General features: G+C 65.7%; 21 protein-coding genes. 7 read left to right on the forward strand and 14 right to left on the reverse strand.

Annotated features, from left to right (window positions below):
• Positions 1 to 36: 36 nt before the first annotated feature.
• The 6 genes from argF to JAB4_RS09480 all read right to left on the reverse strand — a co-directional run bounded on the left by argF (position 37) and on the right by JAB4_RS09480 (position 7,542).
• A complete protein-coding gene (gene argF / locus JAB4_RS09455) occupies positions 37 to 957 on the reverse strand; it encodes an ornithine carbamoyltransferase (RefSeq protein WP_070220082.1) in 921 nt (306 codons plus the stop codon).
• A 287-nt stretch (positions 958 to 1,244) separates the two neighbouring features.
• Positions 1,245 to 4,100 (reverse strand): ATP-binding protein, encoded by a 2,856-nt coding sequence (locus JAB4_RS09460; RefSeq protein WP_070220084.1) that lies wholly within the window; start codon positions 4,098 to 4,100, stop codon positions 1,245 to 1,247.
• A 174-nt stretch (positions 4,101 to 4,274) separates the two neighbouring features.
• Positions 4,275 to 4,730 (reverse strand): hypothetical protein, encoded by a 456-nt coding sequence (locus JAB4_RS09465; RefSeq protein ID WP_070220085.1) that lies wholly within the window; start codon positions 4,728 to 4,730, stop codon positions 4,275 to 4,277.
• Between the two features lie 267 nt (positions 4,731 to 4,997).
• The gene (rsgA, locus tag JAB4_RS09470; protein WP_034785059.1) at positions 4,998 to 5,903 is read right to left on the reverse strand and encodes a ribosome small subunit-dependent GTPase A; all 906 of its coding nucleotides are present in this window, start codon (positions 5,901 to 5,903) and stop codon (positions 4,998 to 5,000) included.
• Complete coding sequence (locus JAB4_RS09475; protein WP_070220087.1) at positions 5,900 to 6,265, reverse strand: 4a-hydroxytetrahydrobiopterin dehydratase; 366 nt, start codon at positions 6,263 to 6,265, stop codon at positions 5,900 to 5,902. Before JAB4_RS09475 ends, rsgA begins: the two co-directional genes overlap by 4 nt.
• Positions 6,262 to 7,542, reverse strand: a complete 1,281-nt coding sequence (locus JAB4_RS09480; protein ID WP_070220089.1) for a M48 family metallopeptidase — start codon at positions 7,540 to 7,542, stop codon at positions 6,262 to 6,264. The genes JAB4_RS09475 and JAB4_RS09480 overlap by 4 nt, the downstream gene beginning before the upstream one ends.
• A gap of 56 nt (positions 7,543 to 7,598) precedes the next feature.
• Here JAB4_RS09480 and orn point away from each other — a divergent pair, with 56 nt between their 5' ends.
• Positions 7,599 to 8,195, forward strand: a complete 597-nt coding sequence (gene orn / locus JAB4_RS09485; protein ID WP_170846480.1) for an oligoribonuclease — start codon at positions 7,599 to 7,601, stop codon at positions 8,193 to 8,195.
• A gap of 143 nt (positions 8,196 to 8,338) precedes the next feature.
• Here the strand turns inward: orn and JAB4_RS09490 are convergent, their stop codons facing one another.
• Together JAB4_RS09490 and gcvA are read right to left on the reverse strand one after the other, a co-directional pair.
• Positions 8,339 to 8,701 carry a hypothetical protein gene (locus JAB4_RS09490; protein WP_070220091.1) on the reverse strand — a complete coding sequence of 121 codons (363 nt, stop codon included), beginning with the start codon at positions 8,699 to 8,701 and terminating at the stop codon, positions 8,339 to 8,341.
• Positions 8,698 to 9,642: a transcriptional regulator GcvA gene (gene gcvA, locus JAB4_RS09495; RefSeq protein WP_070220093.1), complete on the reverse strand. Its 945-nt coding sequence runs from the start codon at positions 9,640 to 9,642 to the stop codon at positions 8,698 to 8,700. Before gcvA ends, JAB4_RS09490 begins: the two co-directional genes overlap by 4 nt.
• A 303-nt stretch (positions 9,643 to 9,945) precedes the next feature.
• On the opposite strand from gcvA, the gene JAB4_RS09500 reads away from it, so the two are divergent.
• The 5 genes from JAB4_RS09500 (at position 9,946) to JAB4_RS09520 (ending at position 14,896) form a co-directional block, all read left to right on the forward strand.
• Positions 9,946 to 10,845 carry a DMT family transporter gene (locus tag JAB4_RS09500; protein ID WP_070220095.1) on the forward strand — a complete coding sequence of 300 codons (900 nt, stop codon included), beginning with the start codon at positions 9,946 to 9,948 and terminating at the stop codon, positions 10,843 to 10,845.
• A gap of 194 nt (positions 10,846 to 11,039) precedes the next feature.
• A complete protein-coding gene (locus JAB4_RS09505; protein ID WP_227742129.1) occupies positions 11,040 to 12,134 on the forward strand; it encodes a ChuX/HutX family heme-like substrate-binding protein in 1,095 nt (364 codons plus the stop codon).
• Entirely contained in the window at positions 12,122 to 13,048 is a 927-nt protein-coding gene (locus JAB4_RS09510; protein WP_070220097.1) for a helical backbone metal receptor, read from the forward strand. Before JAB4_RS09505 ends, JAB4_RS09510 begins: the two co-directional genes overlap by 13 nt.
• Complete coding sequence (locus tag JAB4_RS09515) at positions 13,045 to 14,097, forward strand: iron ABC transporter permease (protein WP_070220099.1); 1,053 nt, start codon at positions 13,045 to 13,047, stop codon at positions 14,095 to 14,097. Before JAB4_RS09510 ends, JAB4_RS09515 begins: the two co-directional genes overlap by 4 nt.
• A 10-nt stretch (positions 14,098 to 14,107) precedes the next feature.
• Complete coding sequence (locus JAB4_RS09520; RefSeq protein ID WP_070220114.1) at positions 14,108 to 14,896, forward strand: ATP-binding cassette domain-containing protein; 789 nt, start codon at positions 14,108 to 14,110, stop codon at positions 14,894 to 14,896.
• A gap of 21 nt (positions 14,897 to 14,917) precedes the next feature.
• Here JAB4_RS09520 and JAB4_RS09525 read toward each other — a convergent pair whose 3' ends face one another.
• From JAB4_RS09525 to JAB4_RS09550, 6 genes are all read right to left on the reverse strand, one after another.
• Entirely contained in the window at positions 14,918 to 15,352 is a 435-nt protein-coding gene (locus JAB4_RS09525; protein WP_070220100.1) for a hypothetical protein, read from the reverse strand.
• Positions 15,349 to 16,788, reverse strand: coding sequence for an efflux transporter outer membrane subunit (locus tag JAB4_RS09530; protein WP_070220102.1), 1,440 nt, complete (start codon positions 16,786 to 16,788; stop codon positions 15,349 to 15,351). The genes JAB4_RS09525 and JAB4_RS09530 overlap by 4 nt, the downstream gene beginning before the upstream one ends.
• A complete protein-coding gene (locus JAB4_RS09535; protein WP_070220104.1) occupies positions 16,785 to 17,861 on the reverse strand; it encodes an HlyD family secretion protein in 1,077 nt (358 codons plus the stop codon). The genes JAB4_RS09530 and JAB4_RS09535 overlap by 4 nt, the downstream gene beginning before the upstream one ends.
• 26 nt (positions 17,862 to 17,887) lie before the next feature.
• Complete coding sequence (locus tag JAB4_RS09540; protein WP_227742130.1) at positions 17,888 to 19,435, reverse strand: MFS transporter; 1,548 nt, start codon at positions 19,433 to 19,435, stop codon at positions 17,888 to 17,890.
• 102 nt (positions 19,436 to 19,537) lie between these two features.
• Positions 19,538 to 20,458: a LysR family transcriptional regulator gene (locus JAB4_RS09545; RefSeq protein ID WP_070220108.1), complete on the reverse strand. Its 921-nt coding sequence runs from the start codon at positions 20,456 to 20,458 to the stop codon at positions 19,538 to 19,540.
• A 77-nt stretch (positions 20,459 to 20,535) separates the two neighbouring features.
• Positions 20,536 to 21,234 carry a UPF0149 family protein gene (locus JAB4_RS09550; RefSeq protein WP_070220116.1) on the reverse strand — a complete coding sequence of 233 codons (699 nt, stop codon included), beginning with the start codon at positions 21,232 to 21,234 and terminating at the stop codon, positions 20,536 to 20,538.
• A gap of 103 nt (positions 21,235 to 21,337) precedes the next feature.
• On the opposite strand from JAB4_RS09550, the gene JAB4_RS09555 reads away from it, so the two are divergent.
• Positions 21,338 to 22,351 (forward strand): serine/threonine protein kinase, encoded by a 1,014-nt coding sequence (locus JAB4_RS09555; protein WP_121670981.1) that lies wholly within the window; start codon positions 21,338 to 21,340, stop codon positions 22,349 to 22,351.
• Positions 22,352 to 22,415 lie beyond the last annotated feature (64 nt).

The raw sequence follows: 22,415 nt of genomic DNA on the forward strand, positions 1-22,415 counted from the left end.
ATGCTGCCAGGTTTTTTTTATGCAGTGCCGGGCGAATTATTCGATTTTACCGAGTAACAGGTATTCGATCAGCGCTTTTTGCACGTGCAAGCGGTTTTCCGCCTCGTCCCACACGACCGATTGGGGGCCGTCGATCACTTCGGCGGCCACTTCCTCGCCGCGGTGGGCGGGCAGGCAGTGCATGAACAGCGCGTCGGGCGCCGCGCGGGCCATCTTCGCGCCATCGACGATCCAGCCGTCGAAGGCGGCGATACGGGCCGCGTTTTCCGCTTCGTAACCCATGCTGGTCCACACGTCCGTGTTGACCAGGTGCGCGCCTTCGCAGGCGTCGGACGGGTTGGCGAAGAAGGTGTAGCGCTCCGTCTTGACTTGCGACAGGTCGATGTCGTAACCCTTCGGCGTCGATACGTTGACGTGGAAGCCGAACACTTCGGCCGCCTGCAGCCATGAGTACAGCATGTTGTTGGCGTCGCCGATCCAGGCGACGACCTTGCCGGCGATCGAGCCGCGGTGTTCGATGTAGGTGAAGATGTCGGCAAAGACCTGGCACGGGTGGTGTTCATTGGTCAGGCCATTGATCACCGGCACGCGCGAATTGGCGGCGAAACGCTCGATGATTTCCTGGCCGAAGGTGCGCACCATGATGATGTCGCACATGCGCGACATGACCTGGCCCGCGTCTTCCACCGGCTCGCCGCGGCCCAGCTGGGAGTCGCGCGTGTTCAGGTAGATGGCGGCGCCGCCCAGCTGGTGCATGCCGGCTTCGAACGACAATCGCGTGCGGGTGGAGTTCTTTTCAAAGACCATCACCAGGGTGCGGTCGATCAGCGGATGGTAGATTTCGTAATTCTTGAACTTGCGCTTGATCAGATGGGCGCGTTCGATCACATATTCATACTCTTCCAACGTGAAATCGGAGAACTGGAGGTAGTGCTTGATCGGTTTTTTTGTCGACATAATGACCACTTGAAGATGCGCAGGCCGCCGGCGGCGTGCCTTTCCCGCCGGGTTGCATCAGCGTACAACATCTCGTCTGATGACTGCCTCGCCCGGCGCGCTGCTGTGTTGATCGGTGCCCGCGCCTGTTTGTCGCGCGGGTCGATGCGGTTTGCCAAGTTGTAAATCATGCAATGGCAGGGACTTCAGCCATTCAATTATAAGGGTTTTGCTTTTAGATTGGAAAGACTGGCCGGACGGGTACTTGTGTAGACAAGTATCCGCGTCCAGCCATGGTCTTGCCGGCATCAATAGATGCTGGCCGGGCTGGCCGCATCGATCTGCGGCGCCACCAGGGGCAAGTCCAGCGTGAAATGCGTGCCGGCGGGGCTGCTGGCCACCTGGATGGTGCCGCCCAGCAGGGCCGTGACGATGTTGTAGCTGATCGACAAACCGAGGCCGCTGCCGCCCTGGCCCAGCTTGGTGGTAAAGAACGGGTCGAAGATGCGCGACAAATGCTGTTCGGCGATGCCGCCGCCATTGTCGGCGAAGACGATCCGCACGCGCGCGCCATCGGGCGTGGCGGACAAACGCATGCAGCCCTTGCCGGCGGCGCCGTCATTGGGCGCGGGAGCGAAGGCGTGCAGCAGGGCGTTGTTGATCAGATTGGTGATCACCTGGCCGAACGGGCCCGGATAGCTGTCCAGCGAGATGCCGAACGCGATATCCGTCTCGATGCGGTGGCCCGAGCTGCGGATGCGGTTCATGACGGTGGCGATGATTTCATTGCTCACCTGCTGCAGGTCGAACTGGCGCCGTTGTTCGGTGGTGCGGTCGACGGCCACCTGCTTGAAGCTGTTGACCAGGTCGGCCGCGCTGTGCAGGCCGCGCATGACCAGCGCCGATGCCTTGCCCGCATCGTCGATGTAGGCGGCCAGGTCCGAGCGTCGCAGGCCGGGACCGTTCATCAGGCGTTCCACGTCTTCCGTCTTTTGCAGCATGGTGCTGGCGATCAGCAGGCTGTTGCCGATCGGGGTGTTGAGTTCATGCGCCACGCCCGCCATCAGCGAACCCAGGGCGGCCAGTTTTTCCTGCGATACCAGTTGCGCCTGGGCGTCTTGCAGTTGCCGGTAGGCGCTGGCATTGTCGAGCGCGATGGCGCCATACGCGCACAGGGTGCGGAAGATCAGGCGTTCGCGTTCGCCGTAGGCATGGGCATGGCAAGCCTGCACCGTCATCACGCCCAGCACGCGTTCGCCCACCGTCAAGGGCACGTACAGCACGCTCTGGTTATGCAGCGTGCCGGGCACGGTGTAGGCGTGGCGCTTGGGCGGTACCTGGTCGATATACACTTCGCGCCGGCCCAGCAGGCAGCGCACGGAATAGGCGCGTGGGTTGCTCAGTGGAATGGCGTTGTCGGACAGGGGGCGGCCCGCTTCCATGCCGTGCGCGCGGCGCAGCGCCGTGCCCGCCGCATCGAGCATGTAGACGGCGAAGGTGTTGACTGGCAGCAAGGCATGCACGTGGCGGTCCAGTACCTGGAACACGGCGCTGGCGTCGAGGTGGGTGGTGATTTCCTGGCCGATGGCCGACAGCCGCTCTAGGGTCTCGCTGGTCTGCTGCAATACTTCGGCGCGGCGCGCTTCGGAGGCGGCCAGTTCGCGGTGGTGATAGCCTTCCGAGCGCGCATGTTCCGTCTGGTGGTAAACCTGCATGGCGGTGGCGCGGTTGCTCGCCTGCTGGGTGTGGCTTTTTTCGCGCGCCACGCCCGCATCGAGGGCGATATCGTAGGCGCGCGCATAGTCGCCAGCATGCGCGTACTCGCGCGCCAGCGCATCGAGCAGTTCGCCCGGCGGCACATAGCCTTCGATGGAGTCGGCCACCTGCAGTGCCTGGTGCAGGAAATGCAGGGCGGGATTGCGTTCCTGCATGCCTGCGGGCGGCGGCAAGTCGTGGCGCGCATGCAGCATGGACAAAACGCGCAGCGCCGCCACCTGGTGCATGGCGTCGCCCTGCGCGGTGGCCAGCTGGCAAGCCCGTTCGGCCGCCTGCAGCGCTTCGTCCGGGCGGTCCAGGTAAGACAGCGCGTGGGCGCTGCCGCGCTGGGCCATGCTGCGGAAATCGGCCTGGCCCAGCGCTTCGGCGCGCTGCGCCAGGCGGCTGAAGGCGTCGAGCGCCGTGTCGTAGTCGCCCTTGTCCAGGCTCAGTTCGCCCAGGTGGAACAGGGCGTTGGCATAGGTGCGCGCGCCGGCCACGGGGGCCAGGATGTGCAGCGCTTCGCGCAGCAGTGTTTCGGCGTCGGCCAGGCGCCCCAGCTTGCGCATGGTTTCGGCCGTATGCGTCTGGCAGGCGCCGATGCTGCGCGGCCAGCCGGTGGGACGCGCCAGGTCCAGCGCGCACTGCATCCATTCGAGGGCCGATTCGTTGTCGTTGAGGCTGGAGAAACAGTCGCCGATATTGATGGCGGCCGTGATCGCGCCGCGCAGTTGGCCGCTTTCCAGGGCCGCCTCATAGCTTTGCATGTAGTGGCCGGCGGCCGTGCCCAGGTCGCGCGACGTGTGCGCCAGCAAGCCGCGAAAGTCGTGCACCCAGGCGGCCAGCGGCGCGGGCAGCTTGCCGCTGGCGCCGTCGGTCTGGAAGTGGCCGCCCCATCGGACCTGGGCGGCCGGCGCGTCGTGCAAGACGGCCCAGCGCGCCGTGGCCGCGTCGGCCAGGCCGGCGCGCATCGCATCGCCGGCGCTACGCGCTTGCTGCGCCGCGGCCAGCAGTTCGGCGTCGCAGCGGGCATGGTCGCCCCGGTCGACGGCGATCGAGGACAGCAGCCAGTGGGCGTCGGCGCAGCCGGCGCCGTCGCCATGCGCGCACAGGATGGCGTGCGCCGCCATGGCCAGGCTTTCGGCCGCATCGAGTGCGCCTTGCAGCCATGCCACTTCCGCCTGCACCAGTTGCAGACGCGCTTGGGCGCTGGCCAAGGCGGGGGGCGGCAGTTGGGCGTGGGGCAGCAAGGCTGCCGCTTCGGCTGCATGGTGCAGAGCCTGTGCGCAGTTGCGCTGGCGCAAATGCCATGCCAGCAACAGCAGCAGCGGTACGCGCCCGGCACCGCGCAACGGCAGCAATGCGCTTTCCCACTGCGCTACGTCATGTTCGAGCGCGAACATTTCCATTCAAGCATTCTCCCCGCAAACAGTGGCGCCAGCCTGCGACCGCACAGGCCATGCGTCATCGCATTGTAAGCTGCATTCAGGGGAATTGTTCAGTCCGCAGGGCAGAATTGTGCGTCCCGCCCGGCCGCCACGACAGGGCGTTTCTCCGGCCGTGCTACGGCCGGCCGCAGGCGTCTAGCGTGACACGAGGCGGATGCGGGCGCTGCCGTCCATGGTGCTGGCGCTGCGCATGTCGGCAGGCATGCGCAAGCCGGGCAGGAACTGGGCGTCGTCGATCACCACGCGCTCGCCCGTATTGCTGAAAACGAAGGTCGAGCCCTTTTTGCTGACAAACTGGCCCGGCCCGGTGGGATAGATTTCCACGCTGGGCTTTGCATGCAATTCCCTGTCGTCGATCAGGCGGCCAAAGAAATGGGTGTCCTGCTGCTGGACTTCCAGCCGTTGTCCATTCGACAGGCGGTATTGCTGCTCGATGTCTAATGCTTCCTGTGCCGTGACGTGATAGTAGGTGCCAGAGGTGACGCGCACGCTGTCTGCGGCTTGCGGCGTCATCGCGGTTTGGGCCTGGGCCGTGCCGCCGGCAAGGGCAAAGATAGCGACGAGGAGGGGGAGTAAGCGTTTGGTCAGCATGACATTCACCTTCGATCAGGATGGCAGGATTGGTTGGAGTTAGATTGTGTGGTCGCTGGCGGGTTTCCGGCAGCGACTGGTGTCAAGTTAGCAAACGCGCCTGGCCATCGCCAGCGGCAGGCGACGGGCGGCAGGTTTGACGCGCTAAAATGCCTAAAACGGCGGATGAACGGTTTTGGGATTAAAGTCGAAAAGCAAGCTCGGCCGCAAAATTAAATTTTGCCGGCCGAGGTTTTGTTGTGGTTTTATTCGTGCTGCGGCATTTTCTTAATACAGTGTCTGCGCCGATTCGTGCAGCAGCTGGCCATACAGGGTATGGCGCATCTTGGCGATCTTGCCTTCCGACAAGGCTTGCAGGATGGCGCATTGCGGCTCGATCAGGTGGCGGCAGTTATAAAACTTGCAGCCGCCCAGGTAGGGCTGGAACTCGCGGAAAGCCCGCTCGAGCATGCCTTCGGACAGGTGATACAGACCGAATTCCTGGAAGCCGGGCGAGTCGATGATGGAACTGTTGGCGCCCAGTTCATCGAGCTTGTACAGCCGCGTAAAGGTCGTCGTGTGTTTGCCCGTGTCGAGCGCGGCCGAGATTTCGCGCACGGCGATGTCGGCGTCCGGCACCAGCAGGTTGATCAAGGATGACTTGCCCATGCCCGACTGGCCGATCAGGATCGACGACTGGCCCGCCAGCAGCGGCGCCAGGGTGGCCACGGCGTGCTCGGGCTCGGCGCGCGCCGACACTTCATCGACGGGATAGCCCATCGAGGAATACGGCAGCAGGCGCTCGCGGGCGCGTTCCAGCGAAGCGGTCACGTCCGTTTTATTCAGGATGATGCGCGCCTCGATGCCGGCCGCGTCGGCCGCCACCAGCGAGCGCGAGATCAGGTCATCGGCAAAGCCCGGTTCCGTCGCCACGACGATGAACAGCTGCGTCAAATTGGCGGCCAGCAGCTTCGATTTGTACTGATCCGAGCGGTACAGCAGGGTCTTGCGTTCCTCGATGCGGTCGATGACGGCCTGGTCGTTCGAGGTGCGCGTCAGGTGCACAATGTCGCCCACGGCCACATTGGTTTTCTTGCCGCGCGTTACGCATTGCAGCTTGGCGCCGTCCACGTCGGCCAGGTAATGGCGGCCGTGGGCGGCGATGATGACGCCCGTCAACTTGCCTTCGCTCATGGGGCCACCTGGCTGCTCTGGTAAATGAGGTCGGCCTTGGCGGCGCAGATGAAGTCGTTTTCGGACAGGCCGCCCGCGCCCTGGTTGACCGAGTGCGTGTCGTAGCGCACGGCGCAGGTTTTGTAAGTAATGATGAGCTCCGGATGGTGGTCTTGCGTATGGGTCATATAGGCCAGGGCGTTCACGAACGCCAGGGTCTGGTAGTAATTCTTGAAGCCGAAGTCGCGGCACAGCTTGCCATTTTGTACTGTCCATTGCGGCAGCAGCGCGTGCAGGGTGGCGACGCCGGTGTCGCCCAGCGCGTGCTGGCGCGGCGCGCAGGACAGTTGGGCCAGCTCTTGCAGTGTGGATGGCGTATTCATGTCGTAGCCCCTTTCAGGTGGCGGATGCGCACGCTGGCCGGCGGGTGGCTATCGTAAAAGGCCGAGTGCAGCGGGTCGGGCGTCAGGGTCGACGCATTGTCTTCATACATTTTCACGAGGGCCGAGACCAGGTCGTCCGCCTGCGTGTGCGTGGCGGCAAAGGCGTCGGCTTCGAATTCGTGTTTGCGCGAGCTGAGCGAGGTCAACGGTCCCAGCAGGAAGGTGAAGACGGGCAAGGCCAGCATGAACAACAGCAGGGCCAGCGCGTCCGTCGGCTGGCCCGTCAATGCCAGCGCTACCGGATCGACGCCCAGGCCCGCGTAAAACCACGGCTGCGTTTTCAGGAAGCCCAGCAGCGCCAGAAAGCCCAGCGAGATGACGAACATCATGGCGATGCGCTTGACGATGTGCTTGAGCTTGAAGTGGCCCAGTTCATGCGCCAGCACGGCTTCGATCTCCTGCGGCGCCAGGCGCGACAGCAGGGTGTCGAAGAAGACGATGCGCTTGTTGGCGCCAAAGCCCGAGAAATACGCATTGCCGTGGGCGCTGCGCTTCGAGCCGTCCATGACGAACAAGCCTTTCGAAGCGAAACCCACGCGCTGCATCAAGCCTTCGATGCGGTTTTTCAGCGCTTCGTCGGCCAGCGGCGTGAATTTGTTGAACAGCGGGGCGATGACGGTGGGAAACAGCACCATCATCAGCAGCTGGAAGCCGCTCCAGACGAACCACGCGTACAGCCACCACAGGCCGCCCGACTTGGCCATCAGGGTCAGCACGACCCAGATCAGCGGAAGGCCGATGGCAGCGCCCAGGCCCACGCCCTTGAGCATGTCCGTGAAGAACAGCTTGCGCGCCATGGTATTGAAGCCGAAGCGTTGTTCCAGCACAAACTGGCGGTAGTAATCGAAGGGCAGGTCGATCAGGCCCGAAATGACGGCAAAGGCGGCGATCAGGCCGATCTGGTACAGCATGGGCGAACCCGCTCCCATCCATTCATTCAGGTGCAGCGCCAGCCATTGCAGGCCGCCCAGCAGGGTAAAACCGATCAGCACGGCATAGTTGACCAGCAAGGTCAGCAGGCCGAACTTGGTCTTGGCCACCGTATAGTCGGCCGCTTTCTGGTGCGCCGCCAAGGGGATTTTTTCCGCGAATTCGGGCGGGACTGCCGCGCGGTGCGCCAGCACGTGGCGGATCTGCCGCGAAGCGAGCCAGAAGCGCACGGCCAGGGTCAAAACGAGGATGGATACAAACAAAATCGAAAACGCGAGTGAATACATTCTGTGCCTGTGAGAAAATGGCTGATTATTTAGTTTGATTAGGCCAAGAGAGAATTATGTCACAAGCGACCGACTTAACCGCATCCACCCCCGCACCCGCCGTGCCCGCACGTCCCAACGAGATGAACCTGGTCTGGGTCGACATGGAAATGACGGGCCTGGAGCCTGATACCGACCGCATCATCGAGGTGGCGGTGGTGGTGACGGACATGCACTTGAACCTGCTGGCCGAAGGCCCCGTGTTCGTGATTCACCAGTCGGATGAAACCCTGAACAAGATGGACGCCTGGAACAAGGGCACGCACGGCCGCTCGGGCCTGATCGACAAGGTCAAGGCGTCGACCGTGACGGAAGCGCAGGCGGAAGCGGAACTGATCGCATTCCTGAAGAAATACGTGCCTGCTGGCAAGTCGCCCATGTGCGGCAACACCATCGGCCAGGACCGCCGCTTCATGGTGCGCGGCATGCCGAAGCTGGAAGCGTTCTTCCACTATCGCAATGTTGACGTATCGACATTGAAAGAGCTGTGCAAGCGCTGGAAGCCGGAAATCGCCACCGGTTTCAAGAAACACCAGAAGCACACGGCGCTGGCCGATATCCTCGAGTCGATCGAAGAACTCAAGTACTACCGCGAGCACTTTATTAAGCTGTGATGGGGTTGTCGGCTTACGCGCTGCGCGCTAAGCCGACCTACCTGCTCTGATCGGTTTCTCCGGTTGCTTTCCGGGTGTTGTCGGCTTACGCGCTGTGCGCTAAGCCGACCTACGGGGCATTGCAACCTCTGGCGTAGGTCGGGTTAGCGCCTTGGCGCGTAACCCGACACAGCCGCCTCAAAGGCAAGGCTGTGCCAAACCCCATCCTCACCCCGCCACTCCAGCGCAAACGCTCCCGTTTGCCGCAAGTCCGTAATCCAGCGCACTTCGCCAGGCTGGCGGTAGTATTCCGCGCACTGGCCGAACCCCTGTTCCAGCCGGCAAATCACCAATCCTTCGCCCGCCACGGCGCACCATTGCTCATGGTCATCGATCAAGGCCACGGCCGGGTCGCCATAGAATTCGCCCAGGCTGGCGTGACGCCCATCGGCGGCCGTCACCCTGGCCTGTTCGTATTCGTGCTGGACAATATAGTCGGCGCTGCGCGCCAGTTCGTGTGTCGTCATGCTGTCTCCACGGTGGGCCAGACGGTTTCCTGGTCGGCGCGCGCTTCGGCGATCAGCCATTCGCAAAACGCGTGCACGAGGGGCCGCGTTTCCGCCTGGGGCGAACGCAGCAGATAATAGCAGTGGGGGCCGCGCACGGCGTGTTCGAACACGCGCACCAGGCGGCCCGAGCGCAGGTCGTCGCCGATCAGGGGACTGGCGGCAATGGCCACGCCCTGGCCGCTGGCGGCTGCGTCCAGGCATAAATACGTGTGTGAAAAGCGCGCGCCGCTGTTGCCGCTATTGCCGCTGTAATGCACGCCGCAGCTGTGCAGCCAGCGCGTCCAGTCGATTTCGCCGGGCAGGTGCACTTCCGGCTCGTCGTGCAGCAGCGGATAGCGCAGCAGGTCGGCCGGCTGGCGCAGGCTGGCCGCGTTGGCGCGGAAACCGGGGCTGCAGACGGCGGAAAACCATTCTTCCATCAATAAATCCACTTTGAGGCCCGGATAGCGGCCTGGTCCCAGGCGGATGGCCACGTCCACGCCATCGCGCGCCAGGTCGACCGGGTGCATGGACGCCAGCACGCGCAGTTCGATCTGCGGGTAGCGGTCGCGCAGCCGGCCCAGGCGCGGCATCAGCCAGCGCGAGACGAGCGAGCTGGTGGCCGTCACCGTGACGACCTTGTCGTCGCCCTGGCGCCGCGCCTGTTCGGAGACGTCGGCCAGCTGGTTGAGTATCGGCCCCAGCGAGGCCGCATAGCGCTGGCCGGCGCTGGTGAGCACCACGCCGCGCGGCAGACGCTGGAACAGCACGATGCCGAGCCACGCTTCCAGCTGTTTGACGTGGTGGCCGATGGCGCCGGCAGAGACGTGCAATTCTTCGCCCGCGCGCTGGAAACCTTCATGGCGGGCGGCGGCCTCGAAGGCGTGCAGGGCGGCGAGCGGTGGCAAGGGACGTGACATGGCGTTCTTAATAGAATTGAGCCTCAGTAATATTCGGCCTATCCGTGAAGAATATTGGTTTGTTTCATTTTGCGCAAGCGAATATGATGCCGCTCATGCGTGAAACGACCCGCAACAGGATTCACGCATGCATCATCTTCCAGCCTTGCTTGGCATTAATATTTACAACGCCTGGGAAAACCGTCGCGAGCGGCAGTGATTTGTGGCTGAGAAGCGCAACCGTACTTCAGTACGGTGAGCATCGCCGGCCGCAAAGCGCGACGCGCAGCAGGTTTACCCTGGCGTACTCATAGAGGTTTAGTCATGTCTGATCGCCGCGCCGTTGCGCTGGTGTTGCTGTCGGCTGCCGGTTTCGGCAGTTCCGCCGTGTTTGCCAAGGCGGCCTATGCGTCCGGGGTCAACCCGTCGACCATGCTGGCCTTGCGTTTCGTCATCGCCGCCATGCTGTTGCTGCCGCTCGTGTGGTTCGGTGGCTGGCGCTTGCCGCGCGGCCGCCTGCTGGCCGGCTACATGCTGATGGGCCTGATGTACACGGCCCAGTCGCAAGGCTATTTCAATGCCCTGATGTACGCCAGCAGCGGCCTGTGCGGCATGTTGCTGTACGTGTATCCCGTGCTGGTCACCATCCTCGCGCTGGCCCTGGGCTGGGAAAAGCTGGACCGGCGCATGCTGGTGCTGATGGCGCTGGCCATTGCCGGCATGGCCATCACCTTGGGCGGCAAGCTGCAGGGCCAGCCCATCGGCATCGCCCTGGCCCTGATGGCGGCCGGCGTGTACGCCGTGTACATCCTGTTTGGCAACAGCCTGTCGAAAAGCCGCGAGAATATTCACCCATTGGCCGCTTGCGTGGTGATTTTGGGCACGGCGGGTCTGTCGAACAGTGCGATTGCCTTGTGGCAAGGCGTGTCCTTGCCGGGCACGGCGACGGGCTGGCTGGCCGTCAGCGCCATCGCCCTGTTCTCGACGGCCATCGCGATCGCCGCCTTCTTTGCCGGCGTGGCTCAGATCGGCGCGGCCAAGGCGTCGATCATTTCCACCTTTGAACCCGTCATCACGATGGCGTTCGGCGTGACCTTGCTGAAGGAATCCGTCAGCGGCACGCAGTTGCTGGGCGGCGCCATGGTGCTGGCCGCCGTGGTCTTGCTGGCGCAGCGGCCCGCGCCCAAGGCGGCGGCCATGCCGGGCGTGCAGGCCAGCGCCTGATCCTGTTTTTCCCGAACTGATCGGTTGTCTCGATCGGTCTCCTTTGGCGCCGCGACGGGTTTCCTGTCGCGGCGCTTTTTTTATGCGCGCACAAATAAGACTTGATTGCGAATGATTCTCATTTATAATTAGCGTCAATTTCCCCACCACCAGCCAGCCCATGCCAGCCAGTGTTCGCCTTGAAAGGAGACACCGTGTCGAGCACGTTCCCCATTTGCAATATCGAGCTGGTCACCAGTGAATTTGCCCGCCTGCGCCGCGAAAAGAAGGCCCGCCACCGCGACATCGCCGAGGAACTGGGCATAGCCGAAGGCGAGCTGATCGCCGCGCATGCGGGCCTGTCGCTGGCCGATGGCGCCTTGCTGGGCGCCGAGCGCCTGCAGGCCGACTGGCCCGCCATCGTCGCCGCGCTGGAGCCGCTGGGCGAAGTCATGGCGCTGACGCGCAACGCCTCGTGCGTGCATGAAAAGACGGGCGTCTACCGCAAGGCCAGCCACACCAACCACGTGGGCCTGGTGCTCGGTGGCGACATTGACCTGCGCGTGTTTTACCGCCAGTGGGCGCATGGCTTTGCCGTTCGCGAGATGGGCGAGCACGAGGTGCAGCGCAGCCTGCAGTTTTTCGATGCGGCCGGCCATGCCGTGCACAAGATTTTCCTCAAGCCGCAAAGCGACCTGGCCGCCTACGACGCGCTGGTGACGCAGTTTGCCGACGCGGACCAGACGGCCGGCATCGCCGTGACGGCGCCGGCGCCGGCGCCGGCCGAACTGCCCGATGCGCAGATCGACGTGGCCGGCTTTCGCGCCGCCTGGGCCGACTTGCGCGACACGCATGAATTTTTCACCTTGCTGAAAAAATATGCGGTCTCGCGCCTGCAGGGCCTGCGCCTGGCCGAAGCGCGCTTCGTGCAGCAGATCGACAAATCCTGCGTGCTCGACCTGCTCAACGATGCCGCGCTGGAAAAGGTGTCCATCATGGCCTTCGTCGGCAATGCGGGCATGATCCAGATCCACTCGGGTCCCGTGCACAAAATCGCCGTAATGGGGCCGTGGATCAATGTCCTCGACCAGCGCTTCAACCTGCATTTGCGCGAAGACCATATCGCCAGCGCCTGGGTGGTGAAAAAGCCGACCGTCGACGGCCTGGTGACGTCCGTGGAACTGTTCGACGCGAAGGGCGACACCATCGTCATGTTCTTCGGCGAACGCAAGCCGGGCGTGCATGAATTGTGCGAATGGCGCCATATCGTCGACAGGGTGGCGCGGGAGGGCGAACTATGCGCCGCATGATCGCCGCCAGCGTGGCGCGCCGCATCGCGCTGAAAAAAATGGGGGCGGGAGCATTGGCCCTGGCCGCGCCGATGCAGGTGCTGGCGGCAGTGACCGACGCGGGCAAGCCGCTGGCCAAGGCGCGGCGCATCGTCAGCGTGGGCGGCGCGCTGACGGAAATCGTCTACGCGCTCGAGGCGCAGGGCGAACTGGTGGGCGTCGATACGACCTCGCTGTATCCGGCCGTGGCGCAGCAGCTGCCGCAGGTCGGCTATGCGCGCACCTTGTCGGCCGAAGGCGTGCTGTCGCTGGCGCCCACGCAGCTGATCGCCACCGAGGAAGCGGGGCCGCAAGCGGTGCTGCGCCAGGTGCGCGAGGCGGGCGTGCCGGTGGCGGTGCTCAGCGCGAACAACCAATTCGAAGGCTTGCTCGAACGGGTAAAACAGGTGGGCCGGATTACGGGCCGCCCCGAGCCCGCCGCGCGCCTGGCGCAAAGCCTGCAGCAGCAGTGGAGCGGCGCCCTGGCCAAGGTGCAGCAGCGCCAGCATGCGCCCGTACGCGTGCTGTTCATCCTCGCCCATGCGCCGAACCAGGTGATGGTGGGCGGGCGCGAGACGGGCGCCGACGCCATGCTCGCGTATGCGGGCACCGTCAACGTGATGGGCGGGCAGGGCGGATTCGCCGGCTACAAGCCGCTGACGCCCGAAGCCGTGATCGCCGCGCGGCCCGACATCGTGCTCGTCACGGACCAGGGCTTGAAAGCTTCGGGCGGCGTGGACGGCATCTTGAAACTGCCAGGCCTGGCGCAGACGCCGGCCGGGCGCAAGCACCGCATCGTCTCGCAGGAAGCCATGCTGCTGCTGGGCTTTGGCCCGCGCATGCCGCAGGCGCTGGCGGAACTCGACGCCGCTTTCGCCAAAGCCATGGCCGCATGAACGTGGCCTCCCTGGTCTCCGCCGCGCCCTGGCGCTGGCCACGCTGGGGCGCCGGCGGGCTGCCGGCCGCCGCACTGGCTGGCGGCCTGCTCGTCGCCGTGCAGGCGGGCGCCGTGCCCGTGACCCTGGCCGACTGGCTGGCGCCGTTTCAAGCGGGCGACGAGGGGCTGTCCGGCGGCGCGTACGTGCTGTGGCATATCCGTTTGCCGCGCGCGCTGTTCGCCGCCCTGATCGGCGCCGCGCTGGCGCTGGCCGGCGGCCTGACGCAAGGGCTGTTCCGCAATCCGCTGGCCGATCCGGGCCTGCTGGGCGTGAGCAGCGGCGCCGCCTGCGCGGGCGCGGCCACCATCGTTTTCACGGCCAGCCTGCACGTGGCGCCCGAGCTGCGCGTGTGGCTGCTGCCGGCCGCCGCGTTTGCCGGCGCCATGCTCATTTGCGTGCTGCTCGACCGGGTCGCCCGCTGGGCCACGCCCGGTTCCATCGTCGGCCTGCTGCTGACGGGCGTGGCGCTGAACGCCATCACGGTGGCCGTCATGGGCCTGTGCATCTACCTGGCCAGCGACGATCAATTGCGCACCCTGACTTTCTGGACGTTAGGCTCGCTGTCGGCCGGCAGCTGGCGCCAGGTGGCTGCCCTGCTGCTGGTGCTGGCGGGCGCGCTGTGGGCCACGCGCTTCCTGATGCGCTCCCTGAACGCGCTGGCGCTGGGCGAGGCGCAGGCGCTGCACGTGGGTATCGACGTGGGCCGCCTGCGCACGCAGGTGATCGTGCTGGTGGCCGTGCTGACGGGGTTTGCCGTCGCCTGGTGCGGCGGCATCGGCTTCATCGGCCTGATCGCGCCGCACCTGGTGCGCACCTGGCTGGGCGCCGACCAGCGCAAGGTGCTGCCGCTGGCGATGCTGATGGGCGCCTTGCTGCTGCTGTTGGCCGACACCCTGGCGCGCACGGTCGCCATTCCCGCGGAAGTCCCCGTCGGCATTTTCACGGCCTTGCTGGGCGGGCCATTTTTCCTGATGCTGTTGCGGCGCTTCCGCCACGGCACCGCCTGAAAGGATGCGCATGACGCCCCTGCTGGAACTCTCTTTCGCCACCACGCAACTGGGCCAGCAGTATTTCGGCCCGTTCAATCTGCAGGTGGCACCCGGCGAGCGCGTCGCCATCCTCGGCCCCAGCGGCGCGGGCAAGTCGACCCTGTTGAAACTGATGGTGCGTGAACTGCATCCGCAGTCGGGCCAGGTGGTCTTCGCCGGCCGGCCGCTGGCGCAGTGGCCGCTGGCGGAACTGGCCCTGCGCCGCGCCGTCCTGCCGCAAGGTTCGACCGTGGCTTTCGGCTTGCCGTGCGAACTGGTGATCGGCCTGGGGCGGGTGGCGCGCCTGGCCGACCCGCAGCTGGGACGGATCGTGCAGGACGCGGCCGCCCTGGCGCACGCCGCGCATCTGCTGGGGCGGCGCCTGGACACCCTGTCCGGCGGCGAGCAGGCCAGGGTGCAGCTGGCGCGCATCTTCGCGCAGATGTGGGATGTGCAGGATGGCTTGATACTCGTCGACGAACCGCTGGCGGCGCTCGATCCCGGCCTGCAATTCGATTTGCTCGACAGCCTGCGGCAGTTTTGCGCCGCGCGCGGCCACGCCGTCGTCGCCATCCTGCACGACATCAACCACGCCTTGCTGGGCTTCGAGCGCTTGCTGCTGGTGCGTTCGGGCCAGCTGGTGGCGGATATCGCCAGCGATGCCGGCGCCGTGCCCGCGCTGGCCGCGCTATATGGCATCGCCCTGACGACGGCGACCAGCAGCGACGGCCACGTGTGCGTCATCCCCGCCAGAAGCGCCATACGCAGGGCCGCCTGACCGACACATATATTTACTCGCTCACCACACGTCCGCCGCGCGCGGCCGCGCCATCTGGCCGCTGCCCAGCAGCCAGACCATCAGGGCATCGGCCTGTTCGCGCGTGGCCGTCACCTCCTGCACGATGCCGAACGCTTTCATGGCGCCGGCCGCCAGCGCCTGCAGACGCGCGCGCTGCTCCGCGTCCGCCTCGACCGATACGAGGCCGCGGCAAAGGGCGGCCAGCGCCACCTTGTTATGCTTGAGCCACAGGCCGCGCCGCTTGCGGTCGATGTGCGCTTCGTCGCTGCGCTCTGCTTCGAACAGCATGACGAACGGTTCGCCGTGGCGCAGCAGGGCGTCCATGTCGTTTTCCCACAGCGGGGCATAGCCGGTGACGGCCGTTTCAGGGCGAAAGCGCACGATGGGAAAGTCGCTGACGTCGTGGATGGAGAAATGGGCGGGATTCGGTTTCATGGAGCGCTTCCTTGCGAGGTGGTTGAAAATGCTTGCCAGCCGCCGCCCAGCGCCTTGTAGACCTGGACCAGCGACAGCGAGGCGGTGGCGCGGCTGTCGACCAGCGCCGCTTCGTTGTTCAATAAGGTGTTTTGCACGTGCAGCACGTTGATCAAGTCCGTGCCGCCCTGGCGGTACCGCAGTTCCGCGCTGCCCAGCGCCCGCCGTCCCTGCCTGACGGCTTCATCGAGGCTGGCCTGGCGGCGGGCGTTGGCCTGGTAGCCAGAGAGCGCGTCTTCCACTTCGTGCCAGGCGGCCAGCACCGTCTGGCGGTAGGCGATGGCCGCTTCCTGCTGCTGCGCCTCGCGCAATTGCAGTTTGCCGCGCAGGCGGCCGCCATCGAACAGGGGCACGCTGAAACCGGGGCCGAAGGCAAAGCGTTTGGCGTCCCAGCCGATGTCAGACAGCTGCATCGCTTGCAGGCCGATGCTGCCCGACAGCGTGATGCGCGGATAAAAATCGCCTTGCGCTACGCCGATGGCGGCCGTGGCCGCGTGCAGCTGCGCTTCGGCACGGCGGATGTCGGGACGGCGCTCGGCCAGGCCGCTCGGCACGCCCAGTTGCATCTGCATGGCCACGGCCGGAATGTCCTTGCCCTCTGCCAGTTCCGCCTGCAAGGCTTGCGGCGGCAGCGCCAGCAAGAGGGCGAGGGCGTTGCCCAGGCGCGCTTCGCGCTGCTGCAGCGGCGGCAGGCGTGCTTCGATGGTGGCCACGTGGGCCGCCGCCTCGGCTTCGTCGAGTTGCGTCGCCACGCCTTCGCGCAGGCGGATGCGGGTCAGGTCCAGGGTATGGCGGGCGATATCGAGCAGCTGCTGCGTGATGGCCAGCGTCTGCTGCGCGCCGCGCAGCTCGATGTAGTCGCGCGCCGTCTCGGCCAGCACGGCCAGCAGCACGCCGCGCTGCGTTTCCAGCGCCACGTCGACGCGCGCGTCAGCCGCTTCCACTTCACGGCGCACGCGGCCCCACAGGTCCAGCTCCCAGGCGGCGTCGAGGTTGCTTTGCCACAGGTTGTAGGCTGACTGGCCGTTGTTGCGCGACGGGTCGCTCAAGCCTTGCTCGCTGTTGCGCGCGCGGCCGTAGCTGCCATTTGTGCCCAGGGACGGGCCTTGCGCGGCGCCCGCCACGCCGCGCGCGGCGCGGCTTTGTTCCAGCCGGCTGCCGGCCGCCCGCACGTCGAGGTTGGCGCCGGCGGCGCGCCGCAGCAGGGAAGACAGGGTAGCGTCGCCGAAGCCGTCCCACCAGCGCTGCTCGATGGCGGCGTCCTGCTGGGCGGCGAAATGGGCATCCTGCGCCTGGCGCCATTGCTGCCCCAGCTCGTGGTGCGGAGGCTGGAAGTCGCTGCCCACGCTGGCGCAGCCGGCCAGGCCCAGGGCCGTGAAAATGATCAGTGCTTTCATCGCGCGCTCACCTGTTGCAGCAGTTGACGGCGCATGGCCGCAGCTGTACTAATGCGCACTTCGGCCGACATGCCCACGCGCAGGCGGCTGCCGTCATCCTGGCCGGGATCGAGCGCGATCCTGACGGGGATGCGCTGCACCACCTTGGTGAAGTTGCCGGTGGCGTTTTCCGGCGCGATGGCGGCAAACGTCACGCCCGTGGCGGGCGCGATGCTGTGCACCGTGCCGCGCAGGAGCATGCCCGGATAGGCGTCGACGGCGATGCTGGCGCGCTGCCCCTGGCGCACGTGGGTCAGCTGGGTTTCCTGCAGGTTGGCGACGACGAAGCTGCGGTTCAGGGGCACTACGGCCATCAGGCTGGCGCCGGGCGCCACCAGGGCGCCGACGCGCACGGCGCGGCGTCCCACGATGCCGTCGATGGGGGCGCGCAGCTGCGTATGCGACAAATCAAGTTCGGCCCGCTGCAGGCTGGCGCGGGCGCGCAGCAGGGCCGCTTCGGCCGCGCCTTGCTGCGCCTGCAAAATGTCCGTCTGCTTGCGGGTGGCGACGAGGGCGGCGCGGTTTTGCGCCAGGCGCGCCCGGCTCACGTCGAAGCGCGATTGCGCCTGCTGCGCGTTCTGCACGCTGCCCGCGCCCTGGCCTGCCAGGTGCGTTGAGCGGGCCAGTTCCTGCTGCGCCAGCTTGTCTTCCGCCTGGTTGGCGTCGACCAGGGTCGTGGCTTGCTCGATCACCGATTGCTGGCGCTGCAAGGTGGCGCGGGCATTGGCCAGCTGCGCCTCGGCGCCGGCGACCTCGGCGCGGGCCGAGGCGGCGGCGGCCTGATAGTCGCGGTCGTCGATGCGCGCCAGCAGCTGACCCGCCTTGACAGTCTGGTTGTCTTCCACCAGCACTTCCCGCACGATGCCGCCCACCTTGGGGGAGAGCACGGTGTAGTCGGCGCTGACGAAGGCGTCGTCGGTGCCTTGTTCGTCGCCGCGGGCGAACAGCAGTTGCCAGGCGCAAAAGGCCAGGGCGCAGGCCAGCAGGGCCAGGCCGAGGAGGAAGGCGCGTGAGCGCAGTATGGTTGTTTGCATGGGGATGCTCTTTCTTGAAATAAAAGTCAGGCTGCGCGCGGCGGATAGACGCGCGTCGGAAGAATGGGAATGATCACAATCATGGCCAGCGCGATGGCGGCGACAATGAGGTACAGGTCGGACGAGGTCAGGGTGACGACTTGCGCATGCATGCGCGCACTCAGGCCCGGCACGTCCACGACGCCAGGCAGGTTGCCCAGGCGCTCGCTGAGCACCGTCGAATGAAAATGGTTGCGGCGCGTGATCAGCGCGTCGAGCACGCCGGTGGCGACGACGGCCGACATGCCCTTGATGGTGTTGAACCAGGCCGAGGCGAAGGGGCCATCCTGCGGCGCCAGGCCCGTGGTGGCCAGCAGCAGCAAGGGAATCACGGCCATCGGTTGCGCGAAGATCTGCACCGCCTGCAGCAGGTAGAAATGCGTGCGTATCCAGTCCGGCGACATGCGCGCACCGAGCACGCAGGACAGGGCCAGCAGGGCCAGGCCGATGGCCAGCACCCAGCGGCAGTCGACGGCGCGCAGATTGCACAGGGCGGCCACCAGCGACAGGGCGACCAGCTGCGGCAGCGCCACCATCAGCATCACGGGCGCCGTTTGCAGCGGACGGTAGGCGTGCACCTGCGCCAGGTAGGACGAGGGAATCAGGATCACGGCCAGCAGCACGAACAGCACGCCGCCCAGGGTCAGCAGGGCGTGGCTGAGGTTACGCCGCGACAGCAGCTGCAGCTTGAAGAACGGCAGCGGATGCGACCACTCATTGACAAAGAACAGCACCAACAGCAATAGACCGCCACCCAGCAGCACGCAGATCAGCGGCGAGGCGAACCACGCCAGACGCTCGCCCTGCAGCAAGCCCACCACCAGCATGCTGATGGCGGGCAGACCCAGCAGCAGGCCGCGCCAGTCGAATTGACGGAAACGCTCGAGGCGCAGCGGATCTTGCGGCAAGCCCCACGACACCATCAGCAGGGCGACGATGCTGCCCGGGACGACTTGCCAGAACGCCCATTGCCAGCCCAGGTACTCTGTCCAGAAGGCGGCCAGCGGCGTGCCCAGGCTGGGACCGAAGGTGGCGCTCAGCGCGTAGCCGCCCAGGCCATACAGCTTGATGTTCGGCGGCAGGAAGCGCAGCGCCACCGTCATCAGCATGGGCGGCAAGGCGCCGCCGGCCGCGCCCTGCACCACGCGCAGGAACATCAGCACGGACAGGTTCGGCGCGAACGGGCAAAGCACGCCGGCGGCCATGCAGACGACGATGGCGGCGGCCGTCAGGCGGCGCAGCGAGAAGGTGACGGAGCACCACGGCGCGAACGCCATGGCCGACACCGAGGCGGCCGCATACAGGGCCACGAGCCAGCTGGCGTCGTCGCGCGCGATGCCCATGGCGCCGCGGATGTCGGCCAGCGCGACCTTGGTGATGTTTTCATTCAGGCCCGATACCAGCACGGCCAGCAGCACGCCGGTCAGGCCCGTGGCCAGGCGCAGGCCGAATGCGGGCGGGGCGGGTGGCGCCGGCGGTGAAGGGGGAGGCGGCGCCATCGTCGGGATGGCGCCAGGAAGCAATACAGCGGACACAGGGAACTCCGTGGATGAGAATCAGTTCACGCAGTATAGGTAGCCGTTAATCTTGTGAAAATTGATAATTGATGAAGTCTCGATTGCGTCTGGCGCAATGATTCATTCGTCTGGCGGCGCGCTGCCGCACAGCTCCTTGATCATCCGCCGCAGCCAGCGGTGCGCATGGTCGTGATCGAGGCGCGGATGCCAGGCCTGGAACACGTCGACGTTGTCGACGGGAATGGGCAGCGCGAAGGTGCGCAGCTTCAATCCCAGCCGCTCGACGATGGGCAGCAGGGGCGTGGGCATCAGGGGCAGCAGCAGGCGCGAATCGGCCACGGCGAAGATGGCGGACTGGAAGTTGGGGCTGATCAGCGAGACGCGGCGTGTGTAGCCCCGCTCGGCCAGGGCCGTGTCGAACGGGCCGCGCGCCAGGCCGCGCCGCGACACGCTGATATGTTCGTACTCGGTGAAGCTGTCCAGGTTCATGGGGCCGTCGAAGATCGGGTGGTCGCTGCGGGCGATGCCGACAAAGCCGCTGCTAAACAGCTGTTGCAGCTTGATGTCGGGCGCAAAGGCGCGTCGCGCGCTGATGTATAGGTCGATGCGGCCCGCGTGCAGGGCGTCGTTTTCCGTGGCGCCATCGCCTTCGGGCACGAAGCGCAGCACCGTGTTCGGCGCATGGCTGGCCAGCAGGTCGCGCAGCTTGCCACCGTAGGAACCGACAAATACGTCGTTGGCGCACAGGCTGAAGGTGCGTTCCAGGGTGCGCAGGTCGATTTCACGGCCGGACGTGAAGACGGCGTGCGCCTGCTCCACCACGCCGCGCACCTGCTCGCGCAGTTCCAGCGCGCGCGGCGTCGGCGCCAGGCCGCGCCCGGAGCGCACGAAGACGGGGTCGCCGATGGCGTCGCGGATGCGCGCCAGGGTGCGGCTCATGGCCGGCGCGCTCAGGTTCATGCGCCGCGCGGCGGCCACGGCGCTGCCTTCCTCGAGCAGGATGTCGAGGGCGACTAGCAGATTCAGGTCTGGGAGTTTCATGCGGCGATTATAGCCCGGGGGGCAGCGCCAGCGCTGCGCCGGCAGGACGCCGGCGCAGAGGGGATGCTATTGCGGTATTACTCGGCTGCCGGCTCGGCGCCGCAGCATTTCTTGTACTTCTTGCCGCTGCCGCAAGGGCAGTCGTCGTTGCGGCCCACTTTCGGCTCTTCGCGCTTCAGGGTTTGCACCGGAGCCTTGCGGCGCGGGACCCAGAAACGGTGGATGGCCGGCAGGTTCGCTTCCAGTTCCTGCGCCAGCTTGTGCGCCTTGACCGGGTCTTCCACCAGTTTCAGCTCTTCTTCCTTGATTTCGTCGGCGCCCAGCAGGTAGATCGGCTGCATCAGCGCGGCCACTTCGGAATCCCAGATTTCGTTCCACGAACCGGGACGCAGTTCCATGCCGTCCCAGAAGCCCCAGCACCATGCTTCGGCGTCGATCAGGGTCTGGCCTTCGTAGTCGTGTTCGACGAACAGGGCTTCGAATTCCTTGGGTGCCACTTCAAACGTCACCAGCACTTCGTTCATGAAGCGCATGATCAGGTTGACGATGCGCTCTTCTTCCTTGCTGTTCTTGAATTTCGGCGCATCTTCGGCATCTTCGCCCCACACGCGCGGCAACCACTCGGCCGGCATGATCGGTTCCGGACCGATGGCGACGGCCGTCAGATAGCCGTGCAGCATATCCATGGTCATGGCGTCTTCGGAGCACCGGTCCGACAACAGGAATTGGTCTAATTCGTCAAATTCTTTTTCTGATAATGGCTGTTCGAGTGACATGGCTTGCTCTTTGATGAAATGTAAGGCGCCAGTATACGCCTTGCGGCGCTTCATCACCGAAGTGTTTGCACCGGCGGCGCGCGCGCGCCTTACAATGTCGCTTATGCACAATGAAAACCAGCCGCACGAGGACGACCGGCCCGTCCATCCCTTTTCCGCCCTGAGCCCCGATTGCGTGCTCGACGCCCTCGACAGCGTGGGCTTGCGCGGCGATGGCCGCCTGCTGGCGCTGAACAGCTATGAAAACCGCGTCTACCAGGTGGGCATCGAGGACAGCGCGCCCCTGGTGGCCAAGTTTTACCGCCCCGCGCGCTGGAGCGATGCGGCCATCCTGGAAGAACACGCGTTCGTGTCCGAGCTGGTCGAGCGCGAAATTCAAGTCGTTCCCGCGCTGGCGATCAACGGCAGCACCCTGCACCAGTACCAGGGCTTCCGCTTTGCCGTCTTCCCCCGCCACGGCGGCCGCGCGCCAGAGCTGGACGACCCGGCCACCCTGGAATGGATAGGGCGCTTCATTGGCCGCATCCACGCCGTCGGCGCGCTGTCCACGTACAAGGAACGCCCGGCGCTCGATCACCAGACGTTTGGCGTCGAACCGCGCGAGTTCTTGCTGGAGGGTAACTTCCTGCCGCCCGAGCTGCTGGCCGCGTATTCCAGCGTGGCGCAGCAGGCGCTCGACGGCGTCAAGCGCTGCTATGACCGCGCGGGCGACGTGGCCGTGCTGCGCACGCATGGCGATTGCCATGGCGGCAACGTGCTGTGGACGGACGCCGGCCCCCATTTCGTCGATTTCGACGATAGCCGCATGGGCCCGGCCATCCAGGACCTGTGGATGATGCTGTCGGGCGAACGCGGCGACCAGGTGCGCCAGATGAGCGACATCCTGGCCGGCTACGAAGATTTCTGCGATTTCGACCCGCGCCAGCTGTACCTGGTCGAAGCGCTGCGCACCCTGCGCCTGATCCATTATTCGGCCTGGCTGGCGCGCCGCTGGGACGATCCCGCCTTCCCCGTCGCCTTCCCGTGGTTCAACACGCAGCGCTATTGGCAGGACCGCATCCTGGAATTGCGCGAACAGGTGGCCTTGATGGACGAAGCGCCGTTGTGGCCCATTTGACCTAAACGTGGGAAAAGGGCGGTAAACGTCCTTCTTCTTGCCGCGCTGATTTGTGCATGCCTGT

Origin of the sequence: Janthinobacterium sp. HH102 (genome assembly GCF_001758625.2) — a bacterium.
Taxonomy (GTDB): Bacteria; Pseudomonadota; Gammaproteobacteria; order Burkholderiales; family Burkholderiaceae_D; genus Janthinobacterium.

Bases quoted from the DNA above. Each gene is read 5' to 3' on its own strand.
- argF (WP_070220082.1), bottom strand. From the start codon at position 957: ATGTCGACAAAAAAACCGATCAAGCACTACCTCCAGTTCTCCGATTTC.
- JAB4_RS09460 (WP_070220084.1), bottom strand. From the start codon at position 4,100: ATGGAAATGTTCGCGCTCGAACATGACGTAGCGCAGTGGGAAAGCGCA.
- JAB4_RS09465 (WP_070220085.1), bottom strand. From the start codon at position 4,730: ATGCTGACCAAACGCTTACTCCCCCTCCTCGTCGCTATCTTTGCCCTT.
- rsgA (WP_034785059.1), bottom strand. From the start codon at position 5,903: ATGAGCGAAGGCAAGTTGACGGGCGTCATCATCGCCGCCCACGGCCGC.
- JAB4_RS09475 (WP_070220087.1), bottom strand. From the start codon at position 6,265: ATGAATACGCCATCCACACTGCAAGAGCTGGCCCAACTGTCCTGCGCG.
- JAB4_RS09480 (WP_070220089.1), bottom strand. From the start codon at position 7,542: ATGTATTCACTCGCGTTTTCGATTTTGTTTGTATCCATCCTCGTTTTG.
- orn (WP_170846480.1), top strand. From the start codon at position 7,599: ATGTCACAAGCGACCGACTTAACCGCATCCACCCCCGCACCCGCCGTG.
- JAB4_RS09490 (WP_070220091.1), bottom strand. From the start codon at position 8,701: ATGACGACACACGAACTGGCGCGCAGCGCCGACTATATTGTCCAGCAC.
- gcvA (WP_070220093.1), bottom strand. From the start codon at position 9,642: ATGTCACGTCCCTTGCCACCGCTCGCCGCCCTGCACGCCTTCGAGGCC.
- JAB4_RS09500 (WP_070220095.1), top strand. From the start codon at position 9,946: ATGTCTGATCGCCGCGCCGTTGCGCTGGTGTTGCTGTCGGCTGCCGGT.
- JAB4_RS09510 (WP_070220097.1), top strand. From the start codon at position 12,122: ATGCGCCGCATGATCGCCGCCAGCGTGGCGCGCCGCATCGCGCTGAAA.
- JAB4_RS09515 (WP_070220099.1), top strand. From the start codon at position 13,045: ATGAACGTGGCCTCCCTGGTCTCCGCCGCGCCCTGGCGCTGGCCACGC.
- JAB4_RS09520 (WP_070220114.1), top strand. From the start codon at position 14,108: ATGACGCCCCTGCTGGAACTCTCTTTCGCCACCACGCAACTGGGCCAG.
- JAB4_RS09525 (WP_070220100.1), bottom strand. From the start codon at position 15,352: ATGAAACCGAATCCCGCCCATTTCTCCATCCACGACGTCAGCGACTTT.
- JAB4_RS09530 (WP_070220102.1), bottom strand. From the start codon at position 16,788: ATGAAAGCACTGATCATTTTCACGGCCCTGGGCCTGGCCGGCTGCGCC.
- JAB4_RS09535 (WP_070220104.1), bottom strand. From the start codon at position 17,861: ATGCAAACAACCATACTGCGCTCACGCGCCTTCCTCCTCGGCCTGGCC.
- JAB4_RS09545 (WP_070220108.1), bottom strand. From the start codon at position 20,458: ATGAAACTCCCAGACCTGAATCTGCTAGTCGCCCTCGACATCCTGCTC.
- JAB4_RS09550 (WP_070220116.1), bottom strand. From the start codon at position 21,234: ATGTCACTCGAACAGCCATTATCAGAAAAAGAATTTGACGAATTAGAC.
- JAB4_RS09555 (WP_121670981.1), top strand. From the start codon at position 21,338: ATGCACAATGAAAACCAGCCGCACGAGGACGACCGGCCCGTCCATCCC.